Source organism: Arthrobacter sp. KNU40, assembly GCF_051515115.1.
Classification (GTDB): Bacteria; Actinomycetota; Actinomycetes; order Actinomycetales; family Micrococcaceae; genus Arthrobacter.
Map to the genome: position 1 here is coordinate 3109451 of NZ_CP195850.1, position 24416 is coordinate 3133866.

A 24416-nucleotide genomic window follows, 5' to 3' on the forward strand; every position below is an offset into this window, starting at 1 on the left:
CCTTCCGTCGTGTGTATAGGGCGCACGGCGGAAGGAGTAATCATCAATGGTACGGAAGATCAGAGCGAAGCTCGTGTTGCGGTTGCGCGCCGAAGGCCTGTCGGGCCGGGCGATCGCGGCATCGCAGGGAATGTCGCGGAAGAGCATCACGGCGGTGCTGGAGGCTGCCGATGCGGCCGGTGTGGTTTGGGATGATATCGCCGACAGCTCGGATCGCGAGGTGTATGCCCGGTTGTTCCCGGGCCGCGGTGAGCATCAAAGCGTGTTCGCGCAGCCGGACTGGGACCAGGTCCACCGGGAGATGGCCCGGGTGGGGGTGACGCTGAAGCTGCTGCATGGCGAGTACGCCGATTCATGCGCCGCTGCCGGTGAGCCGATGATGGGTTATGACCGGTTCTGCAGGACCTACCAGCGGCATGTGTTGGTAACGGGGGCGGCATCCCGGGTCGGGCACAAGGCCGGGCAGACGGTGGAGGTCGACTGGTCGGGGCCCACGATGCAGTTGGCCGATCCGGTCACGGGCAAGGCCAGGACCGTGTATCTGTTCGTGGCATGCCTGCCTTTCAGCCGGTATGCGTTCGTCGAACCCGCCCTGGACATGAAGCAGGACACCTGGTTGCGGGCCCACGTGGCGATGTTCGAGGCGTTCACCGGTTCGGTGCCGCGGATCGTGCCGGACAATCTGAAGACCGGGGTCATCAAGCATCCCCGCGAGGGCGAGGTCGTACTCAACGACGCTTACCGCGAGATGGCGGCGCACTATTCGGCGGCGGTGCTGCCCGGACGTGTCAGGGCACCGAAGGATAAGGCCAGCGTGGAAAACACGGTCGCCCACGTGGCTACCTGGATCATCGCCGGGCTGCGCCAGCGGCAATTCACCTCGTTGCCGGAGCTCCGGGCCGCCATCATCGAGCGGGTGGCGGCCTACAATGCGGAGCCGTTCCAGAAGCGGCCCGGGTCCAGGGCCAGCGTGTTCGCAGCCGAGGAGCAGCCGCTGCTGACGGGGTTGCCGGCGGCGGCCTACGAGATCAGCAGATGGGCATACGGACGCCGGGTGGGCCGGAACGGGCACGTGGTCTGGGAGAGGAACTACTACTCGGTGCCCTTTGCCAATATCGGCACCACGGTGGACCTGCGGATCACCGACCGGGTGATCCAGGCCTACCGGGGCACCGAACGGCTGACCAGCCACCTGCTGCTGCCCGAGGGCGCGGCCAACGAGTACCGCACCAACGACGCCGACCTGCCCGCCGGCGAGAAGTACCGGCAGTGGGACCCGCCCCGGGTGCGGGAGTGGGCCGGACGGATCGGCCCGGCAGCGGTGACCGTGGTCAACCGGATCTTCGAGTCCGTCCGGGTCGACGAGCAGGGCCTGGACGCGGCACTGGCCGTGTTACGGCTCTCCCGGCGCTACTCGACCGAACGCCTCGAGGCAGCCTGCCGGCTTGCGTTGGCAGGGCGTGTGCGGTCCCCGCGGTATGCGCATCTGCAGCCGATCCTGGCCACAGAGCAGGACAAAGCCGCCGGACTCAGGCCACCACGGGATGAACCGGCCGAACACGGCGGATACGTCCGCGGCGCCGAATACTACGCAGGCGGTGCCAAGTGAGCGGGATCGATATCGAAACCAAACGCAAGCTCCGCGAGATGGGTGCCGCCCCGATGCTGGAGGCGCTCGAGGCCCAGGACGAGACGCTCGTGCTCGGCATGGCCTTCGAGGAACGGCTCCGCCTGGTCGTCGACGAGGCCCACTCCGGGTTCAACCACGCCAAGGTCGAGGGACTGATCCGGCGCGCCGGGCTGCGCTACCCCGGCGCGGACCTGCGACGGCTCGACCTGGTGGACGAGCGTGGTCTGGACCGGAACGTGATCGCCCAGCTCGGCACGTGTTCGTTCATCGAACGGCAGCAGAACGTCGTGTTTCAGGGATTCACCGGATCCGGGAAGTCCTACCTGGGGTGCGCTCTGGCCAAGCAGGCCTGCCAGCACCGGATCCGGGCCCACTACGTCCGCATGCCCGACCTCGAGGAAGCCTGGGCCCTGGCCAAGGACAAACCACAGGGACAAACCAAATTCCTGAACAAGTACGCGGCCTTCACCCTCCTCGTGATCGACGAATGGCTTCTCGACCACCCCGACGAGGGCATGCGCAGCATGCTGCTGGAACTGCTGGAGCGCCGGTACGACACGGCATCAACCGTGTTCTGCACCCAGTACGCCAAGAAAGACTGGCACCAGCGGCTCGGCTCCGGGGTCCACGCCGATGCGATCATGGACCGCATCGTGCACAACACCATCTGGGTCGATACCGGCAACCACAACATGCGCCAACACGCCACCATGAAGCAGTAAGAAAACGTCGGTGGGGGCCCGTGGCCCCCACAACCTCGGCCGCTGGCCCCCACCGGCAATATCAATGGCCCCGAAAGGCAATATCGAATGGCTTCCAAACCTTCAAATACTCACGCACCCGGTACAGGGCGGATCAACCATGCGTCCCGAAGCGGCTGATCCGGCCCGCCAAACGAAGGAAGAAATACGTGGCAGGACAATTTGAGCTGTTCCAGGACGAGTCGGGAAAACACCGATTTCACCTCCGGTCCAAAGAGGGAGAAATCCTCGCCAGCAGCGTCGCATTCGATTCAAAAAACCAAGCCTACGAAGGCATTCAGTCCATGAGGTCAATAGCCGCCACAACAAATACCATCGTCCTTCCGATGTCTTTCGAGACTTGACAATAAACCCGCGCGTGAAGCGCTCAAGCACTGTTATGGCCAGGGTGCTACGGAATCAGCGGACGAAAGTGCCGCCTCCATGCCAGCGGCGATGATGCCCTGTTTTCCAGGTATGCCCAGGCGTCTCGCAAGGTGTTCGCGCCGACTCCATTTGGTACGCGAGCTGTTCTCTGTGGGCATGGGTGTACCCAACCCCATTGGGCGCAGGTCAACGGCTGAACCACGCCCCACTGGGGCCCCGCTGCGGTGCCGAATTCGCAGTCTGCTCCGCCCACCGGGAGGCCCGGAGTTGAACACGCTCTGCGGAGAGGGTTCCGGGTTCGGCGGTGTAGATCATCAGAACCAGTCCGGATTCGGCAGTGCGAACAGGTTCCTCATAAGCGAGGAAGAGCTCGCCTATGAACCAGTGGTCGGAGCGTCCAGTTCCGGCGCCGTGGCCGCGGACATCGGGGCGTCCTGCAAGCTTATTCGAAACAAAGTAGCCAGTCGGTCAAACTTCGTTCCTTGATAGACAAGATCCACACCAGGCCTCTGGTGGTACGGAAAGAACAGCCTATCCCCCGCCGCTTCACCCAGCTGAGTGCTGACCAGACTGCGGAGATGGCAGGGGCCTACCTGGGTGGTGTGCCAGTGGCAGAGCTAGCGAAGACCTACGGTATCCATCGTGGCAGTGTCAGTAAGCACCTACGTCGACATGGCATTGCGCCACGCCCAGCTGGACTGGACGAGCAGCAGATCGCCGAAGCGGTCAGGCTCGACCAGCAAGGCGATTCCTTGGCGACGATCGGCAAACGGATGGGCGTGACTGCGCATACAGTGCGGTCACGCCTGGTTGAGATGAGCGTAGCGATGCGGAGTTCGTACGACCACCGGATAGCAAAGTAGCTAGCGCCTCGGACAAGTATACGTTTCGTGGACGCCGGAAAACCCAAAATGGTCAATCAAAGTCATGAGCGCCTGGGCGCCAAATGGATGATGGCGCAACGTGGTCTTCTATTTGACAATCTTGACCCAAGAGACTCGCAGCTTGGCTTGAGACTCCGCGCTGCTGATTTGTCGGAATTGATTATTCAGCGAAACGACCTCCATGCGGGCGACACTGGAGCCGAAACGCTTGATCGTGGACGCGTCTACCTTGATGTCACTGCCGTAAGCAACGACGTACACTCGGGGATTCTCGAACAGTTTCAAGAAGTCATCCTCGGAGAGACTCGTGCGTTTTCGACGCACCAGTCGCTCATGGTGTTGCCGGAGCTTAGCCATCGTTCCGACGCGAAGATCATTTTCGATAATCTGGGCCGAGTTAATGACTTGGGATCGCACATCGCGAACCTTCACGTCAAAGTTCCGCTTCACGTGCACGATGTACGTCGTCGTCCCGTCTGAAACCAGACCATCAAAGAGTTCGATATTGTCAGTCAGGACTTTGTCGCCGTTAATAAAGACCCGGGCCGTGCTCGCAGTCTCGTTATACTCCCCCTCTGAACTAGCGTGCTTCCAATCTCTCAAGCCAACAGCTGCAGCGTCCAAGTCAATGGACGTCAGAGTTTCAAGAAAATCCTTGGTTATCTGCTCGATGTAGGTAGCATCCACTTCGTACCACTTGCCGGCCAGAAGGAAGTAGGTCTTGCCGCCATGACGGATCTCGCCGTGAAGATGGCTTATGAGCGGCCCCGTAGTAGAGACGCCGTCAAAGTAGTCCGCATTTTCGGTCTGGATTATCACCGACGAGAAGTTGCTTAGCAGGTTGACGGTATCCACCGTCATGCTGCCAACGATGTCGGACAATTCAGGTTGCGTGTCCTCTTCGTAGAGGACTGCGTCACCCTGAGAGACAGCGTAGAACGTTGCGTTGTCGTATAGGGAAGCATCGATGTGGGCGACCGTGATGTTGGACCAGTCCCTCTTCACGAAGATACGATCCGCTAGATTTTTCCTGAGTTTTTCGATCAGGTCCTTCTTTTTTCTTGGGTTCAAGACCTTGATGGCATCAAGCCCAGCCCACGGGTCGTCGTCGGGAAGAGCTTCATCGGCTTTGGCAGCCATCCAGCGGATGAGGTCGATCAGTTTTTGAGGCGACTCAATGCGCGGTCCAAGCCTAATGGCGCTCGTAACGTCCAGGCGAATTTTGGACTTCGCGCCGAATACGTCTTTGAGTGCTTTCTCAACGAGCACCGAGTTTTGGAGCTGACCACTGAGAGCCATCCATACATTATCCAGCGACTCCGCGTAGGTGATGCGACGTGGATCGCGAAAATGAACATCACTTGCCAGCGTACTTCCCGTAATCTGGCTCGATTTCGCTCCCTTTATCTCTGCTTTCGCCACTCTCCGTCCGACCTCGATAGGGAACGAGATATCGATAAAACGCTCGAAGGAGACTGATGACTGACCAGCCGTGTAGGCGTAGAGCTCATCATCGACCACTACGAAGCAAACCAGGTGCTGCATTTGGTTCTGAATCTCTTCGAGTTCAATGCCCGATCCGTCGAAAAACTTAACCCAGCTACTCGTACTGGGACGCGTCTTTACGTTGCGGTACAGCTGCAGACTGCATCCATCAATCTCGGCGGTGCCTTCTATGGCATACGTTTCGATGCCCTTGTCTTTGTTGTACCGGTCGATCAGCTTGGCCGGCAAGTCCTTCGCCGAGAAGGCTCCTCCGAAAAACTCGTTTGCTGCATCCGCATCGATCTTGTAGATCGGTGGAGTGATGCCCGTCTTAGCTGCCAAAGCATTCGCCCTTCCACATGGCCTGAAGCCATTCCCCCAACAAGTGGACATATTGTACCAACACAACGGTCAAGACAGCCGTGAATGGAAGACCCTGCCGTAGTCAGAGCCATCGCGGCAGTCCTCCGCGCCGTGCCAATGGCGACCATCCATAGGCCTAGTTCAGGTGCCCCAGGCGCGCAGCGCGCTCGTCGACGCTTTGTCTGGCATTCCTATGTTTTCAAGCACCGGCTCCTCAATGCTGCTCTTCCGAGCCTGCATCAGTTTGCGGCGGATAAAAAACTTGGATGGCGTCGATATTATCGCCCTTCAGGATCAAAGCGCCCAGACTCTCGATCACCAAAAGGTCGGCAGTACTAGATTCCGCTCCCAAGATAGGCTCCCGGAGGACCAGTTCACGGCCGCCGACCTCGAGATCCGCGGAATAGTGCGCCACAAGGCCCGCCCACCTTTCGCCAGACACCATAGTGATGCGAACAAATGTTTGAGACCCTGCCGGACGGTCATCCCTGAAGGCCTGACGCCACTGTGACTGAGTAGATGTCAGCGTGGCGCCCTGCTTCCACCGGAGCAGTAGGTCTACAGCAAAGGCAGCCCCGACGCTTCCGATGAGATAGGCGACAATGGCTAGCAGCAGCTGCCAGTCATTTTGTTCCAGGTAGAGACCTTCACCGCCGATGATCTTGCCCAAGCGAGGCAACTGGCCGCCCGAGACTGCCAAAAACATGACCACCGCAAGTCCCAACCCTGGGGCGGTGAGCCATACTGAGGCCTGCACGACACGGCTGGCTTCGCGGAATACTGATTCATCTGCGTTGGGGCGCCGGCGCTGGCTAAATGCATCAAAGGCCAGCCCAGGCACCACAAACAGCAGAAACAGCAGAAGCGCTGTCCATGACGAAGGCATTACTTTTTCGCGGCCCCTGTGGCCTGTTGCGCCGACGGCGGACTAATCAACGATTGGAGGGACTGCGAGGAGACGGAAGGCTTCGCACTGATCAAAGTGTCAAAGGACTTTCGGGACTCAGAGTGCTGAAGTGTGCGCGTGTCCGGCGTCTGCTGAGATTCATTTTTATCTGTCACGTATGTGCCTTTTCTAGCTTGGAGCGGTCTTTACTTACTGGGTTGGGGTCGTTGCCCGGCGCGACCGTGTCACTATCCCGGATTTTGCCTTCTTTGTTGTGGATTGTTACTTCGCCCCCGCCAAGGTTGCCAACGATCTCTCGCGCCCGGGCGATCGCGGCTGCTTGTGTGTCGGCATGAGCACTCGCGCGGTGGGCATCGCTGCCTTTCACGTCCCAGCCACCTTTGGGCTTTGGCACAACGTGGCGTCGGTTCTGATCAGCCATCATTTTCTCCGTCCTGGATACCTTGAGTGCCACGGGCTGTCGGTCGCTGAGCCGAGAGTAGCAGGAAGCACCGACACTGGTGTCCCGATACGTTACGGCTGGGGGTAGCGTCACCGCGTGCAACGCGACTCGGTGTTAGCGAAATCGGGTCTTGATGTCGCTCTGGGCGGGCTGCCGCCTCATTGCCCGGCATCGCACAAGCCCACAAACACACCCAATAGGGCTAATCCAACGAATAAGCATCCTCGTCATCGAAGACGTGATTGAACACGGCCACCCTGTTATCGGCCAGAAATGCGTTCATTGCCCCTACGTCGATGACAAGGGTTTCCTTGCGCCAAGCAGACTGATGTCTGCCGGAGTTCTCCCGTGCAGCCAACAAGCAAAGAGAGCGTGCCTTGGAGACCGACCTTTCAATTCAGCACTAGACGTCCATCTCAAAAAGGTTCGGATAGCGAGTAGACGTCGGCCCGGAAATCGACTCTCGCTTGTCGGCTAGGGAGTTCGGCTCAGCAGAAACAGCTCGACCCGCATTCGCAACAGAAGTCTCGAGAAGTCGAATACGCATGTCTCCTGGGCCTACAAGCCACAACGAACGTTTGTCTGGTGACCACGCAAATCGGGTGTTTCCATGTTGGGTCGCACGGGCTTCAACCTCTCTAAGACTGGCTACGACGATCGTCAAGGAGACGCCAGAGTGTGGTCCTGGCTCTCGGCTAGGACTGGCTTCGCACAGCCATACGTTCTCGCTAATTCCAACACGGCGCGAAGCAAACGTCACTTGAACGCCGACTATTTCCGTGAAGAATGACGCCGCTTCCGGAAGGTCCGGAACTGCGAGTTCTGTTCGGAGAACTGCGACCGGTGCGTCTCGAGATGACGCATCAGTGCGCTTTTGTGCTTCAGGTAGGCGGTCGGAGGCCTCGCTCGAATTCGGCCGGCGCACCTCACTGGCACTGCCCCCTTCGATAGGCTGCTTCGCGACACGGTCAACGAGAAGTGTCTGTTCATCGCCCGTTACCAAAGTCGCCCTAGTCACGAAGCTGCGCGACCTAGCCTGCAGTTCAACTATGTCGCGGATATGAACCTGTCGGCCATCTGGCAGGGAATCTACATGGCCGTCTGCAAAAAGCTTCGTCGTCCAGTTCCGAAGAGCCGCCGAGCTAATGTGGGTTGGCTGGAGTGGCGAATATCCCTTATCGGGGTAATCCCCATTGGCCATATCCGCCATCCGAAGCGCTGTGCCGACTATGTGACTCCGGTCTTGAACGTTTGCGCCGAGCTCCCCCAGCCAAGAAGAACCGTGCAAGGCTCCCAAGATAGATCCTGTCATCGAGCAGAGTGTGTCGGTGTCGGCATCCTTGAGAAAGCCAGCGCGGAGCAAACCGCTCATTGGGCGTGAGGCCGTTCGCGCGGCAATGTACATGGCTGCTATGGCAGCGACAGTCCCCGATCCGCTTTGTCGCTTGTCAAAGCAACCGAGTTCCGTTAAGGTCTGCTGATCGTTGGCCATGGGGCCACGGGACAATCCATCTGCTGCTATCTGAAGGAGGGAGTCCATTTCATCGGCTGTTGCCTCCCACAGGTAGCCGGGCCCCCGCCGTGAAAGTTCCGTATCAAACTGCTTCGAGGCGTCATGCCAATCGTCTTGAACTGAATCCATGAGGATACCTGGGTTCCGCCAAGACCTCTCCTCGATAATCGCGTGCAGCAGCTCGCCGTATTCCAACGTAGACGACTGCCTCAGGGCGTATCGGAGTGTAAGGGCGTGAACGGCAGCGCCAAGGAGGGCCCTGGGGTGTCCGTGAGTAGCCACCCCATCCTTCACCACACGCCTGAGAAGGACGTCGGTATTGGCATCGGATATCGCGAGTACATGAGGCGCAATACGCATTGCCACGCCATTGGCTCCAGCATTGAAGTACGAAGCGACCTTGCTCTCATCGCTTGCGCGAGCAATCCTCCATGGCGGCCTTCCCTCGGCCCATGCTCTCGAGGCACGCAGGACTGCACCGCCACCACCACGCTGGTACAGCGGCCACTGCGGGAGTTCAATCCGAGTAAACCACTCATACCAATCCGAGCCAGCAAACGATGAACGCGCTACGGACAACATCAACTGCGTGTCGTCGCTATATTGCCCCGAGTCCACCGGATCGAGATAACGGGAAAACTGCGTTCCCCCGTTCCGCGACCACGAGCGGTAGGAAGCTCTAGGCTCCACCTGCCTGGCGGCATTGCCACCCACTATCTGGCTCCGGTCTTCCTGCGGCCAGCCAAGTGCGTCTCCAGCAGCGGCGCCAAGGAACATTCCTACAGCACGATCGGGATTTAGAAGGTAGCGTGTCGATGTCATTCTAGGTCCTCAAGGGATGGTGTCCACTGGGTCTCTGGGATCTCTCCCCCGGTGTGCAGCGCGTTAGCAAGTCTCCACTTGTCGAAAAACAATGGTGCGTAGCGCCATTCCATCCGTCCAGGATTCAGACCAAAATCATGCAGCAGTACAAATAACTCTCGCGCCTTCTCGGGAGTTGCAGTAACTATGGCAGTCACTGCTGACAATGGAACAAGACCCGGAATCAAGACCTCGCTCTGCAGGTCGGTCGGCACCGAACTCGTATGAGCCGGCGACCTTGTATACCCGCCCGGATAAGAAGGGTCCGACCAGCAGGCCAGCAGCCCCGCTCCCCCCCTGCGTCAAGAAGGCACCGCCTCCCTTGGCTGCATTGCACGGGGAGAAGAGTGTTCCCGGCCTCAGTACCAAGTCGAGGTCCAGAACAAACGCCACCCAGTCTGGATAGTTTCTAAAGGCGGATTTGTCTCTGGCTATGGCCTGATAGTAGGCATTCGGATACTCGAACGAACAACACACGTGATTGTTTCTGGCATCCAGCCGCAATTCATCAGTGGGCGAAAATTGCTGCGGCGCATTTTCGACGAGATCCTGGCTCGTCCGAATGGCGTTGTCGGTAAAGATCCCTGTGACATTCGTAGCGGGTGCAAAATGGATAAGGCGGGTTGCCGGCACCTGCTCCAACGCTTCGACCACACTCACTATCACGTAAGGTCCCTTTCGCTCCAAAGGCCGGCATTCTCGGGCAGGAGCCGACTGAGCTTGCCAGTGTGCGTCAAAATCAAACCGGCACGCGCCCTAGTAATACTCACATAAAGAAGCTTGGCTTCGCGGAAGCACGCCTCGTCCTCAGCGAATGCTCGAAGGACGTCCGGGTACGGAACCGAATTATCGTTGAGGAACGGCATGATAACCGTGTCAAACTCCAGACCTTTGGCCGAATGATAAGTCCCTAGGTAGACGCCGGGGGTTTCGTCCCATCTGCGCATATTGGCATCTAACAATCGGTGTGGCAAGTTTCTACTGACAGTGGCTACATCTGCCCGCGTTCTCACCAATATCCCGACTGTCTGGTCTTTCCCAAGCTCCATCGCCAGGTCACGGATGGCCGCCGCCTCCGCCCTTGGGTCCGCATAACGCGACAGTGCTGGCTTAGGTCCCGCGGCCGTGGGTTGCACAGGTTCAACCAAGTCCACGTCGCCTGAGCTCATGTAGCTCGACCGCGCCATCGCAATGGCAACCCTGGCCACTTGAGCCGTATTGCGATAATTGTCCACAAAACGCTCAATCGGTCGCCCACCAAGTCTGATTCCGGAACTGCGCCACGAAAGTCCCTGGCCGTAGATGGCCTGATGATAATCACCGAAGAACGTCAACGACCCGCCTGGCTGCACCGCAGCAGTGAGTGACCGGATGGCCTCCGGCGAAAGGTCCTGACCTTCGTCGATGATGATGTGACGGTAGCGCCGCTCGCTGGTATCAGTCGCTAGGCTTTGCCGGGCACTTGACGCCATGTCATACCAGTCATACACCAAGCCAGCCGCAGCCTTGAGACGGACATATTCGGATCGAACGGCCCAGACGAAGGCTCTCGGTTTACCAGTTTGGAGCGGTGTCTGCCGTCCCACCCGGTCTACGCTCTGATAGTCGTCTTCCGTAGCAAGACCCATGCCGCTAATCCAATGTAGTTCGTCCGTAAACCAGTCCGAATGTCGCGCCGCCACCGAACCGGGATCCGCGGAACGGGATGACCAATCCCGGGAAACCGCATCCAACGCCGATTCGACAAATTCACGGACCGCGTTGGGTCCAGCAATGGCGTTATCCGGCATAGAGCCCCTGTGCGCGAGGTAGCCGCGGGCGAACCGAGAATAGGTTTCAATGGTGATGTTATTACGGGCTTCGGGGCCAAGAAAGCGGAGGTATTTGACCAGCGTGTTGTTGTAGGTGACAACCAAGACCGGCCCAAAGTTCACTGTTGAGGGTCGTGCAAGATGCACGGCCCGCAGCATGGCCATTGTCGACTTACCAGTTCCTGCCGTGCCCAATACGACATTATGTCGGTCGGAGGACAGATGAACGACGTGGGACTGTCTGCCCCTAGGTGTGGGAAGTGGAGTCATGCCGTTCCACCATGGCCCAGCAGCAACCCACTAATGACGCTCGGCATCGTCCCAATTTCAAGCGACCGCCAGGATGAACCCTTTTGCGTCGAACAGGTCACAGTCAGGCACCGCCCCTACCGGCGTCCATCAACGACACAACTGGAGCCAGGTGCGATCCTGCCTCCACGGAAGCATCGCTGAAATGCGGGTCCGTCGGAAAACGCGACACCACTTGTCGAAATAGCTCAACTGGCACACGACTTTGACTTATAAGTTCCAACTCGGATATACCGGCTTCATCGAGTATTTCCACCGCTCGCGGAAGCATGGATGGCTGCTCAACGCTATCAACCAGGCCCGGTTCGCTTCGTCTCCAACCACGCGCTGAAACTGTCATCATCGCATTCCTGTACGACACATCGCTCAGTTCACCCAGGCGTCGAGCACGGAAAAGAATCGCCTGCATACTCACACCAAACCGCTCCTTGAGCTGGCCGATCGAAGTCCAAACCGACCTGCTCATAGTCTTCGGCAGCGACCCCCGAATGTCAGATTCCGGCATGAGGAACTCAGCTGCGAACCGGTTAGCCTGATCCTCAACTGTTCTTCCACCCGGTTCAGCATCCTGATGCATAATGAGGTGGCCAAGCTCGTGCGCGACATCGAAACGTTGCCTGTAGTAGTCCTGTTTGAAGGGGTTGAGAATGACCACTGGCCTACCTGAACCCTCGAAAGAGTACGCGTCAACCGACACGGCGCCAGGTGGGCTGAAAACCACTACGACTCCGTGGTTCTCCAGCAGTCGAACCAAATGGCCGACCGGTCCGGTCGCAAGCCCCCACTGCTTACGCACGAACCGGGCTGCATCCTCAGGCTCGACTCCGTCAGTGTCATCCGGTGGGACCGGAAAATGCGGAATGGCGACGTCCGGGAATTCGACATGCCGTTCCATGGCAGCGGCGACATCGACAGCTAGCTGGCCATACGCCGTCGCTTGATCTCGTGCGATTTGCGTGGTCGATCGAAGGGACCGGAAATGTGGGGTAGCCGCCAGCGCTGGTTGATCACGGCCAACCATAAAAAATCCGGGATCCACGCCCAGCGACAAGGCCAATTCGGCGACCGTTGCCGGCGAAGGACGTTTGGTTTCAGCTTCCCAGCCGGACAGTGCCGTCGCGCTCTTGCCAAGAAGCTGGGCAAGATCGCTCTTGCGCATCCCGGCCAGTTGGCGAGCAAGCCTCAGCCGATATCCGGCAAATAATGCGGCTGCGTCTGCCGCCGTAACACCAGTTGCCACTACTCAGCGTCCGCCCGTTTCGTTTCCTCAGAGACAGCCCTCCGGAGACGCACTGGCGCATCCGCAGTCTCTGTATCGGGCGCTGGTGCGTGCGGTTGATCAAAGCGACGTCCACCCGTGCTGGGAGGCATCTGATCGAGGTTTTTGCGCCAGTGCCACGCCTCACCACCGTCGAGGTTAAGTCGGGGACTTCCGATGATGAGTTCAGATTTCTGACTCACCGCGTCGAGAGTGTGTGCGACGACGAAAGTCTCGAGGTCGAGTAGCTGCCCGGCATATGGAAGTGTCCAGTCACCATCGAGCAGGTTTGTGTCGTCGAAGAGCGAGGGGTGTCCAGCCCAGGGTTGCTGCTTAGCCACGCGCTGCTTGGTCTCACTCTTTTCACCCCACGGCAGACTTTCTGTCTTGCCGAAATCGCAGGAAGTCATGAGGAGCCTGAAGTCCTCAAACCTCCAGCCCGGGCTCCCGTTGAGAGGGGACGATCGTACAAAGCCCGGATTAAGTCGTGGCATAGTCGCAATGTCTTTGTCAGGAAGCTCTGCAAACAGAGCTGCCAAGCCGCTGTCCGGCTCAGCATCGTCTGGGACCTGGTACTTCCCGCACGAGTAGACCCTGTCGAGGCGATCCCGAAACAAGGTGTGACGCATAATACCAAGCAAGGTGGCGTCATGCCCTGCATCCTCTGAATAATCAGCGAGAGTGCGACTCAGCGCCGAATCGTAGGCCCACCGGATGGCATCCAGGATGCCAGCGTCATGAAGACACCCGATTATCTTGTTTTTCTCCGTCACGGAAACAGACTACATCAGATGCCAGTAAATTGTGCGCAAGACGAAACCACGAGTTAGTCGTTAGTGGTTTTGCCCACAAGGTCGCACCGTTCATTTTCTCGTCGTTCACATGACTCACCTTGGTGCCGACGTAACCAACGGTCGCGAGCGACGGTGCGGCCCGTCGTACATGCCTCTTCCCATCCTGTCGAGCCTGGTGCGACGCCAGTCGCGAGACCTGATCCCGTTGGCCGCGGGCGCTGACACCTGCTCTAGGCGCGGGCACTGCGGCGCCGCTGCAGGGCCAGGCTGCCGAGACACACAGCGAGCCCCATCGCGCCAATTGCGACGAATCCGCTCCAGGGACCCACGGTGTCGATGAAGATGCCTGCCAAAGGCGCTCCCAAGGCACCGCCGAGGGTAAGTGCCGAGGCGTACCACCCCATCACCTCGGCGCGGCGGCTTTCGTCCACGAGTTTCGTCACTTTTTCGGGCGCGGCTGTCATCACCGGTGCGTAAAGGAGTCCCGACGGGACGGACAGGACAGCCAGAGACCAGGTGTCCCCGGCAAAGGCCATCGGAATAGTCAGTGCAGACACAGCGAGCAGCAGCAGGATCGGCGAGACCGGGCGGTGCATGGCACCGTAGACCAGTCCCCCGATCAACGAAGCACCGGACCAGAAAGCGATCACGATTCCGATGCCGCTCTCCTGGCCGGGCCGGTCGAGGATGGCGATCATGCTGACGTCAGCGCCGTACCCTACCACCGCTTCATCGACGGCCAGAGCACGGTGCCATCGGCGGTGCGGGATGCCACCTACACCTCCAGGCCCGGCTCGGCACACGACGTGTTCGACACCGTCGAGAACTCGAATCTCATTGGTCCGAAGGCGGTCGCCGTGCCGGGCTCGCTGCAGGCGGGGGTCGGGAAGGAGCACGGCTTCAGTGAGAGGGCGGCCAATCGTATCAATGACTTCAAGGTGAACTCCCTGAGCTTCAGGAGGTAGGCCGAGAATGTAGGGGTTGACCATACGCTGACCGAAATTCGCGTAGATGAGATCGCATCCAGCAACGGCCGAAGTTCAGGCGTCAGTTCCGGCGGAAGGGAGCCGTAGTGAACACCGTTGAAATCGTTGGAAGTCAGGTAAGCATCGGTAATGAAGTCGAGGAGCGACTTCTGGGACTCGGTCAATTCGGCAGCCATGCTTCATCGTGTCACAGCATCCATGACCAACGACGAGACCCAGGCGCATGTTGCCACCAACAGGCTTCGCCGGCCTATGGAGATTCGTCTCCGCGCCAGCTCCGGCCACATGATAGCGATTAGCTATGCACCCCGTCTTCCACACCGAGTTGTGATCGGATTTTCCCTCCGGATCGACGTTCAAGACTCCTAAGCCCTCGGAGATCGATGAAGAAGGATTTGGCAACTTTCGAGACGTCGTTGATCTCCGCGGCACGACGGTCAAGGAGGCTCGAACCTACTTGGCCGCGCACAGACGCGTGTTGGAGTTCATAGATGCCCTAGCCACTGTTCCGGACGCCTTTGAAGAATATGCAGAGGCGTTCGAAGTCGGGAGTGCTGCGGATGCGGGTTTGTCGGGACGCCCCGCCGACCAAATCGATGACCTTATCGGGTCTCAAGACTGCGACCTTGGAGGGCTGGAGCTGGGCGTGGGGGCTCTGGCGTACGCCCTTTCTGCTGGAAAGATATTCCCGGCAGCTAGCTGCCGCAGTCATGTCGCCCGGAGTTGGGCGCCGTATCCGGTCGTCTATTTCGCCTCCAACCGGCCCCGCGCCGAACTTCTGCGAGACCTGATCCGCCACAACGGATGCGGATTCGATTCGGATTCCAACCGACCCGAGCTACTTCTGGTCGCAGCCCCATCATTGGTTGACGTACTCGATCTGGCCCAAGCAGTACTGGACAACGTGGCTAAATTTCGATTGCTCACCACCCGGACCAACGGTACTCGAAGCCCGGTAGCACCCTATATTCAGCCTTCGCTGCTCGACGATTGATGACCATCGCGGTCCAGGAGAGAGTGATGAAACATACTTTGTCGGTGCTGCCAGTTAGTATCCAAAGTGCCGGGCAACGTTGACGGCACGAACTACAACTGGGGGGTCAGTGACAACCGAGCAAATCCTTCCGCCGGATCCGCATCTCATGGAGTCCATGCGCGCTGTCGGCTACACACTTCAGACAGCCGTTGCCGACCTCATAGACAACTCGATTTCAGCTGAAGCCACAAACGTCGACATATTCTTTGGCGATCAGCCTGATCCGTACCTCGCCCTGGTCGACGATGGCGAGGGAATGACGGCCGACGATGCCATCCAAGCGATGCGCCTGGCAGGGGCCAGCCCGATGACGTCGAGAAAGCCGAAGGACCTGGGACGCTTCGGTCTCGGATTGAAAACTGCGTCGTTGTCACAGTGCCGAGACTTGGTCCTCGTTTCCAAGCGCGACGGCGTCTTATGCGGCTTCGAATGGAACATCGATCACATGATCGAACAGCAAACCTGGAGCCTCCTGGTCCTTGCTGAGGGAGAGTTGCAGGAGCTCCCCCGGTTCAACGAACTAGCTGGACTCACCTCAGGGACGCTCGTCATTTGGCGGAATCTCGACAGGCTTGAAGCGACCGTTGGAGATCTCAGCTCATCGTTCGATGCCGCCATGATGGACGTCAAAAGCCACTTAGCACTTGTATTCCACAGATTTCTTGCAGGCGAACACGGTCAACGCTTCGGCATCGCGCTCAACCGCGCCCCCGTACAAGGCTCCGATCCTTTCCTAGAGTCCAACAAGGCGACCCAACTCGGGCCATCAGAGTCCTTCTCCGTCGACGGGGAACGAATTGACGTCCAGCCGTACACGCTGCCCCATCTAAATCGGATGACGACTTCAGAAAAGAAGCGGGCTCAAATTGCTGGTCGGGTCCGCGACAGCCAAGGCTTCTATATTTATCGCGGAAAGCGTTTGGTCATTTGGGGTACGTGGTTCCGCATAGCACCCAAGGACGACCTTGGAAAGCTCGCCAGAGTCAAGGTCGATATCCCGAACACGTTGGATCACCTGTGGTCTTTGGACATCAAGAAGGCTTCAGCAACCCCGCCCCCGCAGATTCGGGACAATCTTCGCCGGATCGCCGGGCGAATCGTAGAGCCAAGCAAACGCGTCCACCTCTACCGCGGCCGCATCGTCCAAGAACAGTCCCGAACGAGTCCCCTGTGGAACGTGGTCGATGATCGCGGCAGCTTCAGATATGAAATCAATCGGCAGCACCCAGCTTTGGAGATGTTGGCCGATCAGATGAGTCCAGACGATATCGCTCAGATGTCAGTGGTGCTTTCGCTTCTGGAATCGACCTTCCCAGTTGAAGACGCATACAACAGAATCGGCCAGGACGAGAGTCACTCGCCACTTCAGCCTTCTACTCCGGAGCTCGAAGGCTTGGCCTCGGCCCTTTGGAAAGCACACATAGCAAGCGGCGGTAGCTCGGAGCAGTTTGTCTCCGCTATGGCTTCGATTGAACCGTTCGCCCTCGCACCGGCCCCCACGGAACTCCTTTGGAAGGTTATTAATGACTAGCCACGCTGCCGCCGACCCCACTGCCATCCGTTCTCAGATGGAAAAACTTGAGACCGTGGTGAGCGCCCTGCTCAGTGGCGATACCTACAGCGAATCCCACCTACGAGACCAACTGGAAGCTTTCCGCCCGGTCGTGGCGCCAGACGTCTCCAACAACGAAATCGCGGCAGTTCATCGACGGCTTGTGAGCAAATTGAGCATCGACGTCGAGATCGGAGTCGGAATCACCGACAAGGACTTCAAATCTTGGCTGCCCGAAAAGAGGCACGATATCGAGTGGATCCGCTGGCTGACCTACAAGCAGTGGCTGCGCAACAGCAATCGTTCTCCACGAGTCCTCGAGAAGATGGAGGAGTTCACTGACACCATCCTTGACTACGTCGGTGACCCGAACCTGCCGGGGTCGTGGGACCGCAAAGGCCTGATCATCGGAGACGTACAGTCAGGCAAAACACAAACATACTTGGGGCTGCTCAACAAGGCAGCGGACGCCGGATATCGCCTGATCGTCCTTCTAGCAGGCAATACCGAGTATCTGCGTCAACAAACACAGAATCGTGTGGATGAAGGATTTTTGGGGAAGGACTCCAGCAGAAACATTGCCCGTTCGGGCACCAGCCTGCCCGCAGACAGGTATGTGGGTGTCGGACGGCTCAACAAAGAGCTGACGTATGCGACGGGAATGACGACCGTCGTCCAAGACTTCCTCCAAGCCAGCCGGGATGCAACTAGCATCACGGTTCCCGCGGAGTCTCCGAATCCCTTCATATTTGTCATCAAAAAGAACGTCCACGTTCTCAAAGCGCTCATTGATTGGACTGATGAGCAGCCCAAATCTCACGGCAAGATCAACCTTCCGCTCCTTTTAGTCGACGATGAGTCGGACTACGCATCGGTCAACACAGGCAAGGAGGACGATCCGACCCAAACAAACCTCCTCATCCGGCAGCTCCTCAGCAAGTATTCTCGGAGTTCCTATGTAGCCATCACCGCGACTCCGTTTGCGAACATACTTATCGATCACGAAGCCGAGGCCGAAAAGGACGGTGAGACCCACAAGGATCTCTTCCCTAAAGACTTTATCTATGGACTTGAGGCGCCAAGCAATTACGTCGGATCCGTGAAAACCTTTGGAACAGAGGACGACGTAAACGGCGACAAGGTAATCGAACTGCATGATGCTGAGGCTTTACTGCCCTTGAAACACAAGCAGGTCCACCCACTGACAGAGATACCGGGGAGCCTGAAGACGGCAGTCCGGGTGTTCGTCGTGGCCAATGCGATACGAGACCTTCGCGGCCAGGGCGACCAGGCGCGTGCAATGCTGATCAACATCTCGCGCTTCAAGCGTATTCATATGCACATCTATGATCTTGTTAAACATGAACTAGACAGCATCCAGAACGCATTGGAAGCTCATGCCATTCTCTACACCGAGGGCATCCAGAACGAGATCATCGATAGTCTCAAAGCTGCCTTCACCGACTTCTACTCCGAGACCGAGTTCACTTGGACTGAAATCTTGGACATCCTCACGTCGGCAGCAAGCGAAATCACGGTGCGAACCTTCAACTCTGAAACGGACAAGCTTCTAAAAGAGCAGGGAAAGAGCGCAGATATCCCGAAGAGGGTTATTGCAATCGGTGGGGATGTCTTGAGCCGCGGTCTCACCCTCGAGGGGCTCATGATCACCTACTTCCACAGAAACGTGCGAGCCGCCGACACGATGATGCAAATGGCGCGGTGGTTTGGCTACAGGGACGACTTTGAGGACATTTGCAGAATTTGGATTGACCCTGGAGTTGCTGCGGACTACAGGTTCATCGCAGAAGCCGTCGACGAACTACGGGACGACCTTCGACTGATGCGCCGGCAGTTGCTGACTCCTTGGGACTTCGGATTGGCCATTCGAATGCATCCCGGTGCGCTGCTCATCACCGCTAAGAACAAGTCCAAAGCTGCCGCCGTTAAGCCCAAATCCATTAGCCTTATAGGGCGAAGGATCGAAACCTCCCGATTGGACTCGGCGGCTGACGTCGTTGGCGGCAATCGTGAAGCCGCCCTGCGCCTCGCCGAGAAGCTGGTTGAAAGTCACGGCGACCCCGGTGAGACTCAGCGCGGGTACCCTCGGTTTACCAACGTCCCCCAATCTGTTGTGGCAGGTTTCTTGGGTGAATACGCCGCTCACAAAATGGATGAGCTCTTTTTCGGCAACGCCATCGGTAGATTCGTCAGAAGCAACAAGCATCCGCGATTTGCATCATGGGACGTAGTCTTCGTCAACGGTACGAGGACGCTTGACGGCGAGTGCTCCTTTGGCGGAGTCACGATCTACCCGCCCCAGCGGGCCGTCACCATAGGCTCTTCCGGCGAGCTGCTGGTCTCAGGAAAAAGCAGCCGCCTCGCCGGCGGGGACGATTTGCGCAAGATCCTCGAACCGGCAGTTGATGCTGAAGCAACCGCGAAGTTCAGGCAGGAGAATCCCAACAAGGCCCTCACGGAGTCACCATTCTATGCATCCTTGGAACGCCCAGCCCTTTTGATTTACGTCCTTCGACCCGACACTTCCAAATTGTCTGAGGCTGACAAGCAGAAGGTCGAACATCTTGAGAATCAACAGGTAGTGGGCATCAAGGTTGCTTTCCCAGGGAATCGAATCGACGTCAACAACCGAGACGGCGACGTCGAATACCTCATCAACACGGTCGCACAGCAGCAGTGGTTCGTCGAGTACTCCGGCGCTGACGAGGACGACGATGTCTAATCCCGTCGAAGCCGCATGGTTGAGCTCCATCGAGCAACGACTACCCAGAACACTCGAAGTCGATCCGGACCTGGAACTTCGCCTCGTCTGCGGCACAGATCAAGCTGGGCAGCCGATGTTCTGTTCCATCAGTAGCCTCAAACCGGGCATTCCAGAGCTGTCAGATGCCGTTGATGTGACTCGCACCCAGAGGAGTATCGACGGACATTGGGTACTCTTGCTGACGCTCAAGGCTCCCAAATTTACGGACGTCTTCGTCCAACTCTGCGCGCACATCGTGGATCGTGTCTCCGAGACCAGCTCCGAAGCTCAGGGCCTTGCAGCCTTCATGGCCAGTGTTGAGGAGTGGCGGACCCTCCTTCAGGCACCAGCGAGTCAGCGGCTCTCTTTGGAAGCCGCGCGGGGCCTTTTCGGCGAGCTTTGGCTCGGCTTCCTGAACCTAGTGCCGGATCACTCTATCCGCCACGTAATGGATGCATGGCGTGGGCCGTTCAAAAGTGACCAAGACTTCCAGTTCCCTGGCGGACCGTTGATTGAGGTAAAAACTGTTCACAGTCGCGCTCGACGCATCCAAATTTCCTCAGAGAACCAGCTCAATCGCCTGCCGGATGAGCGACTCTTCGTCTGCGTTGTGGCCGCTGACGACGCCATGGCCGAGACACCGGGGGCACTGACAATACCTGCGCTCCTGGACCGAACGGACCAACTGCTACAACAAGGTGGCGTCGCACAATCTGAACTTGTGAACCGGCTCGCCGAACTCCGTTTCGATCGATCCGACGACGCCTACGCGGACATGCACTTCCTCCCGACAGGCGTTCGGTATCTGGAAGTAACTGAGTCCTTCCCGCGGATCGCGCCCAGCATGCTTCCATCAGGCGTCAGCCGCGTCTCCTATTCCTTGGATCTGGCGGACCTGGCACCCTTTGAATGCGCTTATTCACAGCTGGGGCTGCCAACCTCCGGAACTGAAGGTTTCGCCGAATGAATCTTGATGATTTCTACTTGGACCTACAAAACACCGTTAATGCTCGAGCAGCAGTCGACAACGACTACACCTCAATGGCGTTTATGGCAGAGGTGTCGGAACGCTTCGCAGAAGCCGGTGAAGTTGAAGACTTTACGGTTCTTCAGTTTGAAGGCTCCGGTCAACGCAACAAAAAACTTGCAGTGAATGCATACGACCTGGGCGATGCCGACGAATCGGTCTCACTCGCCGTTCTTCTGCATTCGAACTCCGATTCCATGGACGTGATCACTGCAACCGATGCTAAGAAACGTCTGACAGCACTCGAGAACTTTCTATCGGAAGCAGTCTCCGGGCAATTCACCGCTGGCCGAGAAGAAAGCTCAGCCGCCTATCAGCTGGCCGCCGACCTCCACAACCGGGGACGAGCGGTATCTCGTTACCGCCTTTACCTCGTCACTAATGGCCGACTCAGCGACCGTATCAAGGAAGTCCCATCATCGATTCTTAAGGGTGTCCCCGTAGATTTCCATCTCTGGGACCTTCAGAGACTCCACCAAGTCCAGGAGTCCCAACAGGGCCGTGAGGCCCTCGAGATCAACCTGACAAAGTGGGTTCCGGAGGGGCTCCCAATACTCGAAATCAGCGGCGATTCGACGGACTTCGCCACATATATGGCCGCTGTCCCAGGCGCCCTGGTTGCCGACTTATATGCGCAGTACGGAAGCAGACTACTGGAAGGGAACGTCCGCTCGTTTCTAAGCGGCCGGGGCAAGGTCAATAAGGGCATCAAGACGACAATTCTGTCCGAACCTGAGATGTTCATGGCATACAATAACGGCATCACCGCCACCGCCACCGGCCTCACGCGGACCTCGGATGGGCTCAGAGCAACGTCCCTCGTTGACCTCCAGATTGTGAACGGTGGACAGACCACTGCTTCGCTGTTCTACGTGGCAAGGGAAAACGCCAAAAGCTCGGTACTCAGTGACGTGTTCGTGCCGATGAAACTCGTGGTCGTAGACCCTGAGAAGGCCGTTGACCTCGTTCCAAAGATCTCGCGCTTTGCCAACAGCCAGAACCGCGTCAGCGAGGCAGACTTCTTCTCAAACAGCCCGTTCCATATTCGGCTGGAAGAGCTCTCTCGAAGATTGCTCGTCCCTGCTCGCCCCGGCGTCAACTACCACACCAAGTGGTACTACGAGCGGACCCGCGGCCAGTACCTCAACGAAAAGAACAAGCTCTCCACCACCGACGCGACCAAGTTCGTGGCTACGTGCCCGCGAGGCCAAGTCTTCACCAAAACGGACGCGGCGAAATATGCGGTCTCGTGGGATCAAAAACCGCATGTCGTTAGTGCTGGCGCTCAAAAGAATTTTGTCGCCTTCGCCGAAGGTGTCGCCAAAATCTGGGAGACATCCAACGAAGACATCAACGAACAGTATTTCCGTGACCTCGTCGCCAAAGCGATTATGTACGAGGAAATTCGACGCTCCGTTGCCAAGGCAGACTGGTATGACAAGGGCTATCTGGCGAACATAGTCACCTACACCATGGCTAAGTTAGCCTCCGAAATTGCCAGGCAAGTCCCGGGACGCCACCTCAACTTCGCGGCTATTTGGCAGCAACAAACGTTGACCGAGGCCATGATGACGACCGCGCTCTCAGTCGGAAAACTCGTGTCCGAGTCCCTTACGTCACCGACTCGACGCGTCGCCAACGTAACCGAATGGGCCAAGTCGCCGGCATGCTGGGAGACGGTGAGAACGGCGGCCTTCGACTTGCCAGAAAGCTTCAAAAGGGAGCTCATCGATTCGTCGGTCAGAACCGAGGCCAAGAGCGCATCCAAGGCTGCTCAGAAGATCGACAACGGCATCGATATCCAGACGCAAGTCCTGTCGACAACCAAAGAGGAATGGGAGAGTCTGCGCACGTTTGCTCTCACAAACCGCGTAGCAGGCCCCACCGATATCGGCATCCTCGATGTGGTGACTGGGCGCAAGAACGGATTCCCTTCGGAGCGTCAAAGCGTCCGCCTTATGGCGACTCTAAGCAAGGCCCGGGAGAAAGGCTTCTCGGACTTTTAGTCGTCGCTTGCTTCATCGGTTCCGTTGAGACGCAGGGTTTCGACTACCTTTTCTGCAATGAGCCTCGCCAACAGCGGCGGGACAGCGTTTCCGACTTGGTGGAACTGCATTGTCCGAGAGCCTTCAAAGTAGTAGTTATCGGGAAATGTCTGCAGCCTCGCAGCTTCGCGTACCGTCAAGCTTCGCATCTGGGACTCATCTGGATGTATGTAATAGTGCCCGTCCTTGGAGATGTGCGAGACGATCGTTGTCGATGGTTCATGCCAAACCTGCACTCGGAATCGATCCAGGAATGGTGTGTTGTCTTCGCCGATGTTCTTGTGGTTGGGCTCAAGTTCTTCCGGCAGGTCGGCGAACTTGGGGCTCTTACCCAGCTCTTCGGCCTTCCAGGAAAGGTGTGCGTACCGCTCAATATCCGTTTCCATGTGGCTGCGGGACTGATGCTGCAGAGGCGACGCCAAAGCATCGTCTTCAATCCACTTTCGATATCTAATGACAGCAGCGCCGCGCTCATCTGCCTCCACGTGTTGTCGCAATTCGTCTGCGCCCGAATCGGCCGATACATCCGCGACTTCAACAGAGTGAGGGTCGCGACGGCCGATGGCACGTTTCCGCAGCGTGTCCCAGTTCTCTTGGCTGTCATGGCGCTTCGGTGAGATCTTTGAACGCAGGAACGGCAGATCCGCAATGGCATCTCTGACCGTAACCTTAGAACTCGGCTCAAGCACGGCGCGATTGGTTCTCTCGACAACGTCAGATCGGACACCAAGCAGAATGACGCGGTGACGCTTCTGTGGAATGCCGTAATCTTCCGCGGGGATAACGAAGTCCTTCGGAGAGAGCTTCCCGTCCTTCTTGTCGATCACGAGTGACCTAACTTCGTATGTCAAGGAAGAACTCGGATGTTGCAGGTCGTGCAGAATCTGGCCAAACATTCCGACGCCGTGATTGGTCGAGGAGAGCAGGCCCTTCACGTTTTCCATCACAAAGACGGCTGGTGCGAATTGCTTGATGATGTCTAGGTACTCTTCATAGAGGAAGTGCTTCTTATCGAAGGCAAATTTCACGTCATTCGTACGACGCGACCGTCCAGCAAGTGAATAGGCCTGGCAGGGCGGGCCCCCGATGAGGACCCAATCCCCGTTAGGGTTCTTGGGTGCCGCTGACAGCGCGTCCTTGATCTTTTGGGTGACGTCCTCGCGAGTTGCGTCACCGAGTTCAATCTCGTGAACATGAGCCGTCGCAACTTCGAGGGCGGCGGCAACTCTAGGTTCTTCCGTGAACTCCTCCCAAGACTTCGAGCCCGAAATGTACCCGTAGTACGACGCCGGCACCCCACCATTTCGCTTGAGGTGCCTGAAGATCGACCGAAGCCTCAGTGTCGAAACGGCATTTCGCTCCATCTCGAATGATCCAACGGTCTGAAAGATTGGGCCGCCGTCTTCCTCACCCATGCTGGAAAATCCCTCGTTGAGACCGCCCGGGCCAGCGAACAGGTCAATCACTGGAATGGGGATACGCGGAACTGCCGGAATTTCATCACTCATAGTCTGACCAGGTTACCAGGTCACGGCCATGAAGCGTGCATCGCATTGACACCGACTGGGAAGCAGGGCAGTTGGAGTCCAAAACAGACCCGAAGCCTCGCCCGCCTGCCAGCC

Annotated in this window: 21 protein-coding genes and 1 pseudogene; 9 read left to right on the forward strand and 13 right to left on the reverse strand. The window is 57.9% G+C overall.

The window, feature by feature from the left end:
• Positions 1-46: 46 nt before the first annotated feature.
• The 3 genes from istA (at position 47) to ACSKT0_RS14320 (ending at position 2735) form a co-directional block, all read left to right on the forward strand.
• The gene (gene istA, locus ACSKT0_RS14310) at positions 47-1609 is read left to right on the forward strand and encodes an IS21 family transposase (RefSeq protein ID WP_437770396.1); all 1563 of its coding nucleotides are present in this window, start codon (positions 47-49) and stop codon (positions 1607-1609) included.
• On the forward strand, positions 1606-2352 hold the full coding sequence (locus ACSKT0_RS14315) for an ATP-binding protein (RefSeq protein WP_275216592.1): 747 nt from the start codon (positions 1606-1608) through the stop codon (positions 2350-2352). Before istA ends, ACSKT0_RS14315 begins: the two co-directional genes overlap by 4 nt.
• Positions 2353-2540: 188 nt before the next feature.
• The gene (locus ACSKT0_RS14320; protein ID WP_437770397.1) at positions 2541-2735 is read left to right on the forward strand and encodes a YegP family protein; all 195 of its coding nucleotides are present in this window, start codon (positions 2541-2543) and stop codon (positions 2733-2735) included.
• 208 nt (positions 2736-2943) lie between these two features.
• Here ACSKT0_RS14320 and ACSKT0_RS14325 read toward each other — a convergent pair.
• Positions 2944-3138, reverse strand: a pseudogene (locus ACSKT0_RS14325) (hypothetical protein); the annotation flags it as partial.
• A 197-nt stretch (positions 3139-3335) separates the two neighbouring features.
• Between ACSKT0_RS14325 and ACSKT0_RS14330 the strand changes: the two are divergent.
• The gene (locus ACSKT0_RS14330; RefSeq protein WP_437770398.1) at positions 3336-3620 is read left to right on the forward strand and encodes a hypothetical protein; all 285 of its coding nucleotides are present in this window, start codon (positions 3336-3338) and stop codon (positions 3618-3620) included.
• A gap of 108 nt (positions 3621-3728) precedes the next feature.
• On the opposite strand, the gene ACSKT0_RS14335 is transcribed toward ACSKT0_RS14330, so the two are convergent.
• From ACSKT0_RS14335 to ACSKT0_RS14385, 11 genes are all read right to left on the reverse strand, one after another.
• Positions 3729-5468 (reverse strand): DUF6119 family protein, encoded by a 1740-nt coding sequence (locus ACSKT0_RS14335; RefSeq protein WP_437770399.1) that lies wholly within the window; start codon positions 5466-5468, stop codon positions 3729-3731.
• A gap of 235 nt (positions 5469-5703) precedes the next feature.
• Positions 5704-6375 (reverse strand): DUF6338 family protein, encoded by a 672-nt coding sequence (locus ACSKT0_RS14340; protein ID WP_437770400.1) that lies wholly within the window; start codon positions 6373-6375, stop codon positions 5704-5706.
• A gap of 172 nt (positions 6376-6547) precedes the next feature.
• The gene (locus ACSKT0_RS14345; protein ID WP_437770401.1) at positions 6548-6850 is read right to left on the reverse strand and encodes a DUF2188 domain-containing protein; all 303 of its coding nucleotides are present in this window, start codon (positions 6848-6850) and stop codon (positions 6548-6550) included.
• A gap of 391 nt (positions 6851-7241) precedes the next feature.
• Positions 7242-9173 carry an ADP-ribosylglycohydrolase family protein gene (locus ACSKT0_RS14350; RefSeq protein WP_437770402.1) on the reverse strand — a complete coding sequence of 644 codons (1932 nt, stop codon included), beginning with the start codon at positions 9171-9173 and terminating at the stop codon, positions 7242-7244.
• Positions 9170-9427, reverse strand: a complete 258-nt coding sequence (locus ACSKT0_RS14355; protein WP_437770403.1) for a hypothetical protein — start codon at positions 9425-9427, stop codon at positions 9170-9172. Before ACSKT0_RS14355 ends, ACSKT0_RS14350 begins: the two co-directional genes overlap by 4 nt.
• Positions 9309-9872 (reverse strand): DarT ssDNA thymidine ADP-ribosyltransferase family protein, encoded by a 564-nt coding sequence (locus ACSKT0_RS14360; protein ID WP_437774110.1) that lies wholly within the window; start codon positions 9870-9872, stop codon positions 9309-9311. The genes ACSKT0_RS14355 and ACSKT0_RS14360 overlap by 119 nt, the downstream gene beginning before the upstream one ends.
• Positions 9873-9874: 2 nt before the next feature.
• Entirely contained in the window at positions 9875-11218 is a 1344-nt protein-coding gene (locus ACSKT0_RS14365) for a 3'-5' exonuclease (RefSeq protein WP_437770404.1), read from the reverse strand.
• A 178-nt stretch (positions 11219-11396) separates the two neighbouring features.
• Positions 11397-12572 (reverse strand): helix-turn-helix domain-containing protein, encoded by a 1176-nt coding sequence (locus tag ACSKT0_RS14370; RefSeq protein ID WP_437770405.1) that lies wholly within the window; start codon positions 12570-12572, stop codon positions 11397-11399.
• Positions 12572-13363, reverse strand: a complete 792-nt coding sequence (locus ACSKT0_RS14375; protein WP_437770406.1) for a hypothetical protein — start codon at positions 13361-13363, stop codon at positions 12572-12574. Before ACSKT0_RS14375 ends, ACSKT0_RS14370 begins: the two co-directional genes overlap by 1 nt.
• A gap of 251 nt (positions 13364-13614) precedes the next feature.
• The gene (locus ACSKT0_RS14380; protein WP_437770407.1) at positions 13615-14109 is read right to left on the reverse strand and encodes an MFS transporter; all 495 of its coding nucleotides are present in this window, start codon (positions 14107-14109) and stop codon (positions 13615-13617) included.
• Between the two features lie 50 nt (positions 14110-14159).
• Positions 14160-14546 (reverse strand): hypothetical protein, encoded by a 387-nt coding sequence (locus ACSKT0_RS14385; RefSeq protein WP_437770408.1) that lies wholly within the window; start codon positions 14544-14546, stop codon positions 14160-14162.
• Positions 14547-14827: 281 nt separating this feature from the next.
• Between ACSKT0_RS14385 and ACSKT0_RS14390 the strand changes: the two genes are divergently transcribed.
• The 5 genes from ACSKT0_RS14390 (at position 14828) to ACSKT0_RS14410 (ending at position 22755) form a co-directional block, all read left to right on the forward strand.
• Positions 14828-15364 carry a hypothetical protein gene (locus ACSKT0_RS14390; RefSeq protein WP_437770409.1) on the forward strand — a complete coding sequence of 179 codons (537 nt, stop codon included), beginning with the start codon at positions 14828-14830 and terminating at the stop codon, positions 15362-15364.
• Positions 15365-15473: 109 nt separating this feature from the next.
• Positions 15474-16937: an ATP-binding protein gene (locus ACSKT0_RS14395; RefSeq protein ID WP_437770410.1), complete on the forward strand. Its 1464-nt coding sequence runs from the start codon at positions 15474-15476 to the stop codon at positions 16935-16937.
• Positions 16930-19701, forward strand: coding sequence for a Z1 domain-containing protein (locus tag ACSKT0_RS14400; RefSeq protein WP_437770411.1), 2772 nt, complete (start codon positions 16930-16932; stop codon positions 19699-19701). Before ACSKT0_RS14395 ends, ACSKT0_RS14400 begins: the two co-directional genes overlap by 8 nt.
• On the forward strand, positions 19694-20689 hold the full coding sequence (locus tag ACSKT0_RS14405) for a PD-(D/E)XK motif protein (protein WP_437770412.1): 996 nt from the start codon (positions 19694-19696) through the stop codon (positions 20687-20689). Before ACSKT0_RS14400 ends, ACSKT0_RS14405 begins: the two co-directional genes overlap by 8 nt.
• The gene (locus tag ACSKT0_RS14410) at positions 20686-22755 is read left to right on the forward strand and encodes an AIPR family protein (RefSeq protein ID WP_437770413.1); all 2070 of its coding nucleotides are present in this window, start codon (positions 20686-20688) and stop codon (positions 22753-22755) included. The genes ACSKT0_RS14405 and ACSKT0_RS14410 overlap by 4 nt, the downstream gene beginning before the upstream one ends.
• Here ACSKT0_RS14410 and ACSKT0_RS14415 read toward each other — a convergent pair.
• Positions 22752-24302 carry a DNA cytosine methyltransferase gene (locus ACSKT0_RS14415; RefSeq protein ID WP_437770414.1) on the reverse strand — a complete coding sequence of 517 codons (1551 nt, stop codon included), beginning with the start codon at positions 24300-24302 and terminating at the stop codon, positions 22752-22754. The genes ACSKT0_RS14410 and ACSKT0_RS14415 overlap by 4 nt on opposite strands.
• Positions 24303-24416 lie beyond the last annotated feature (114 nt).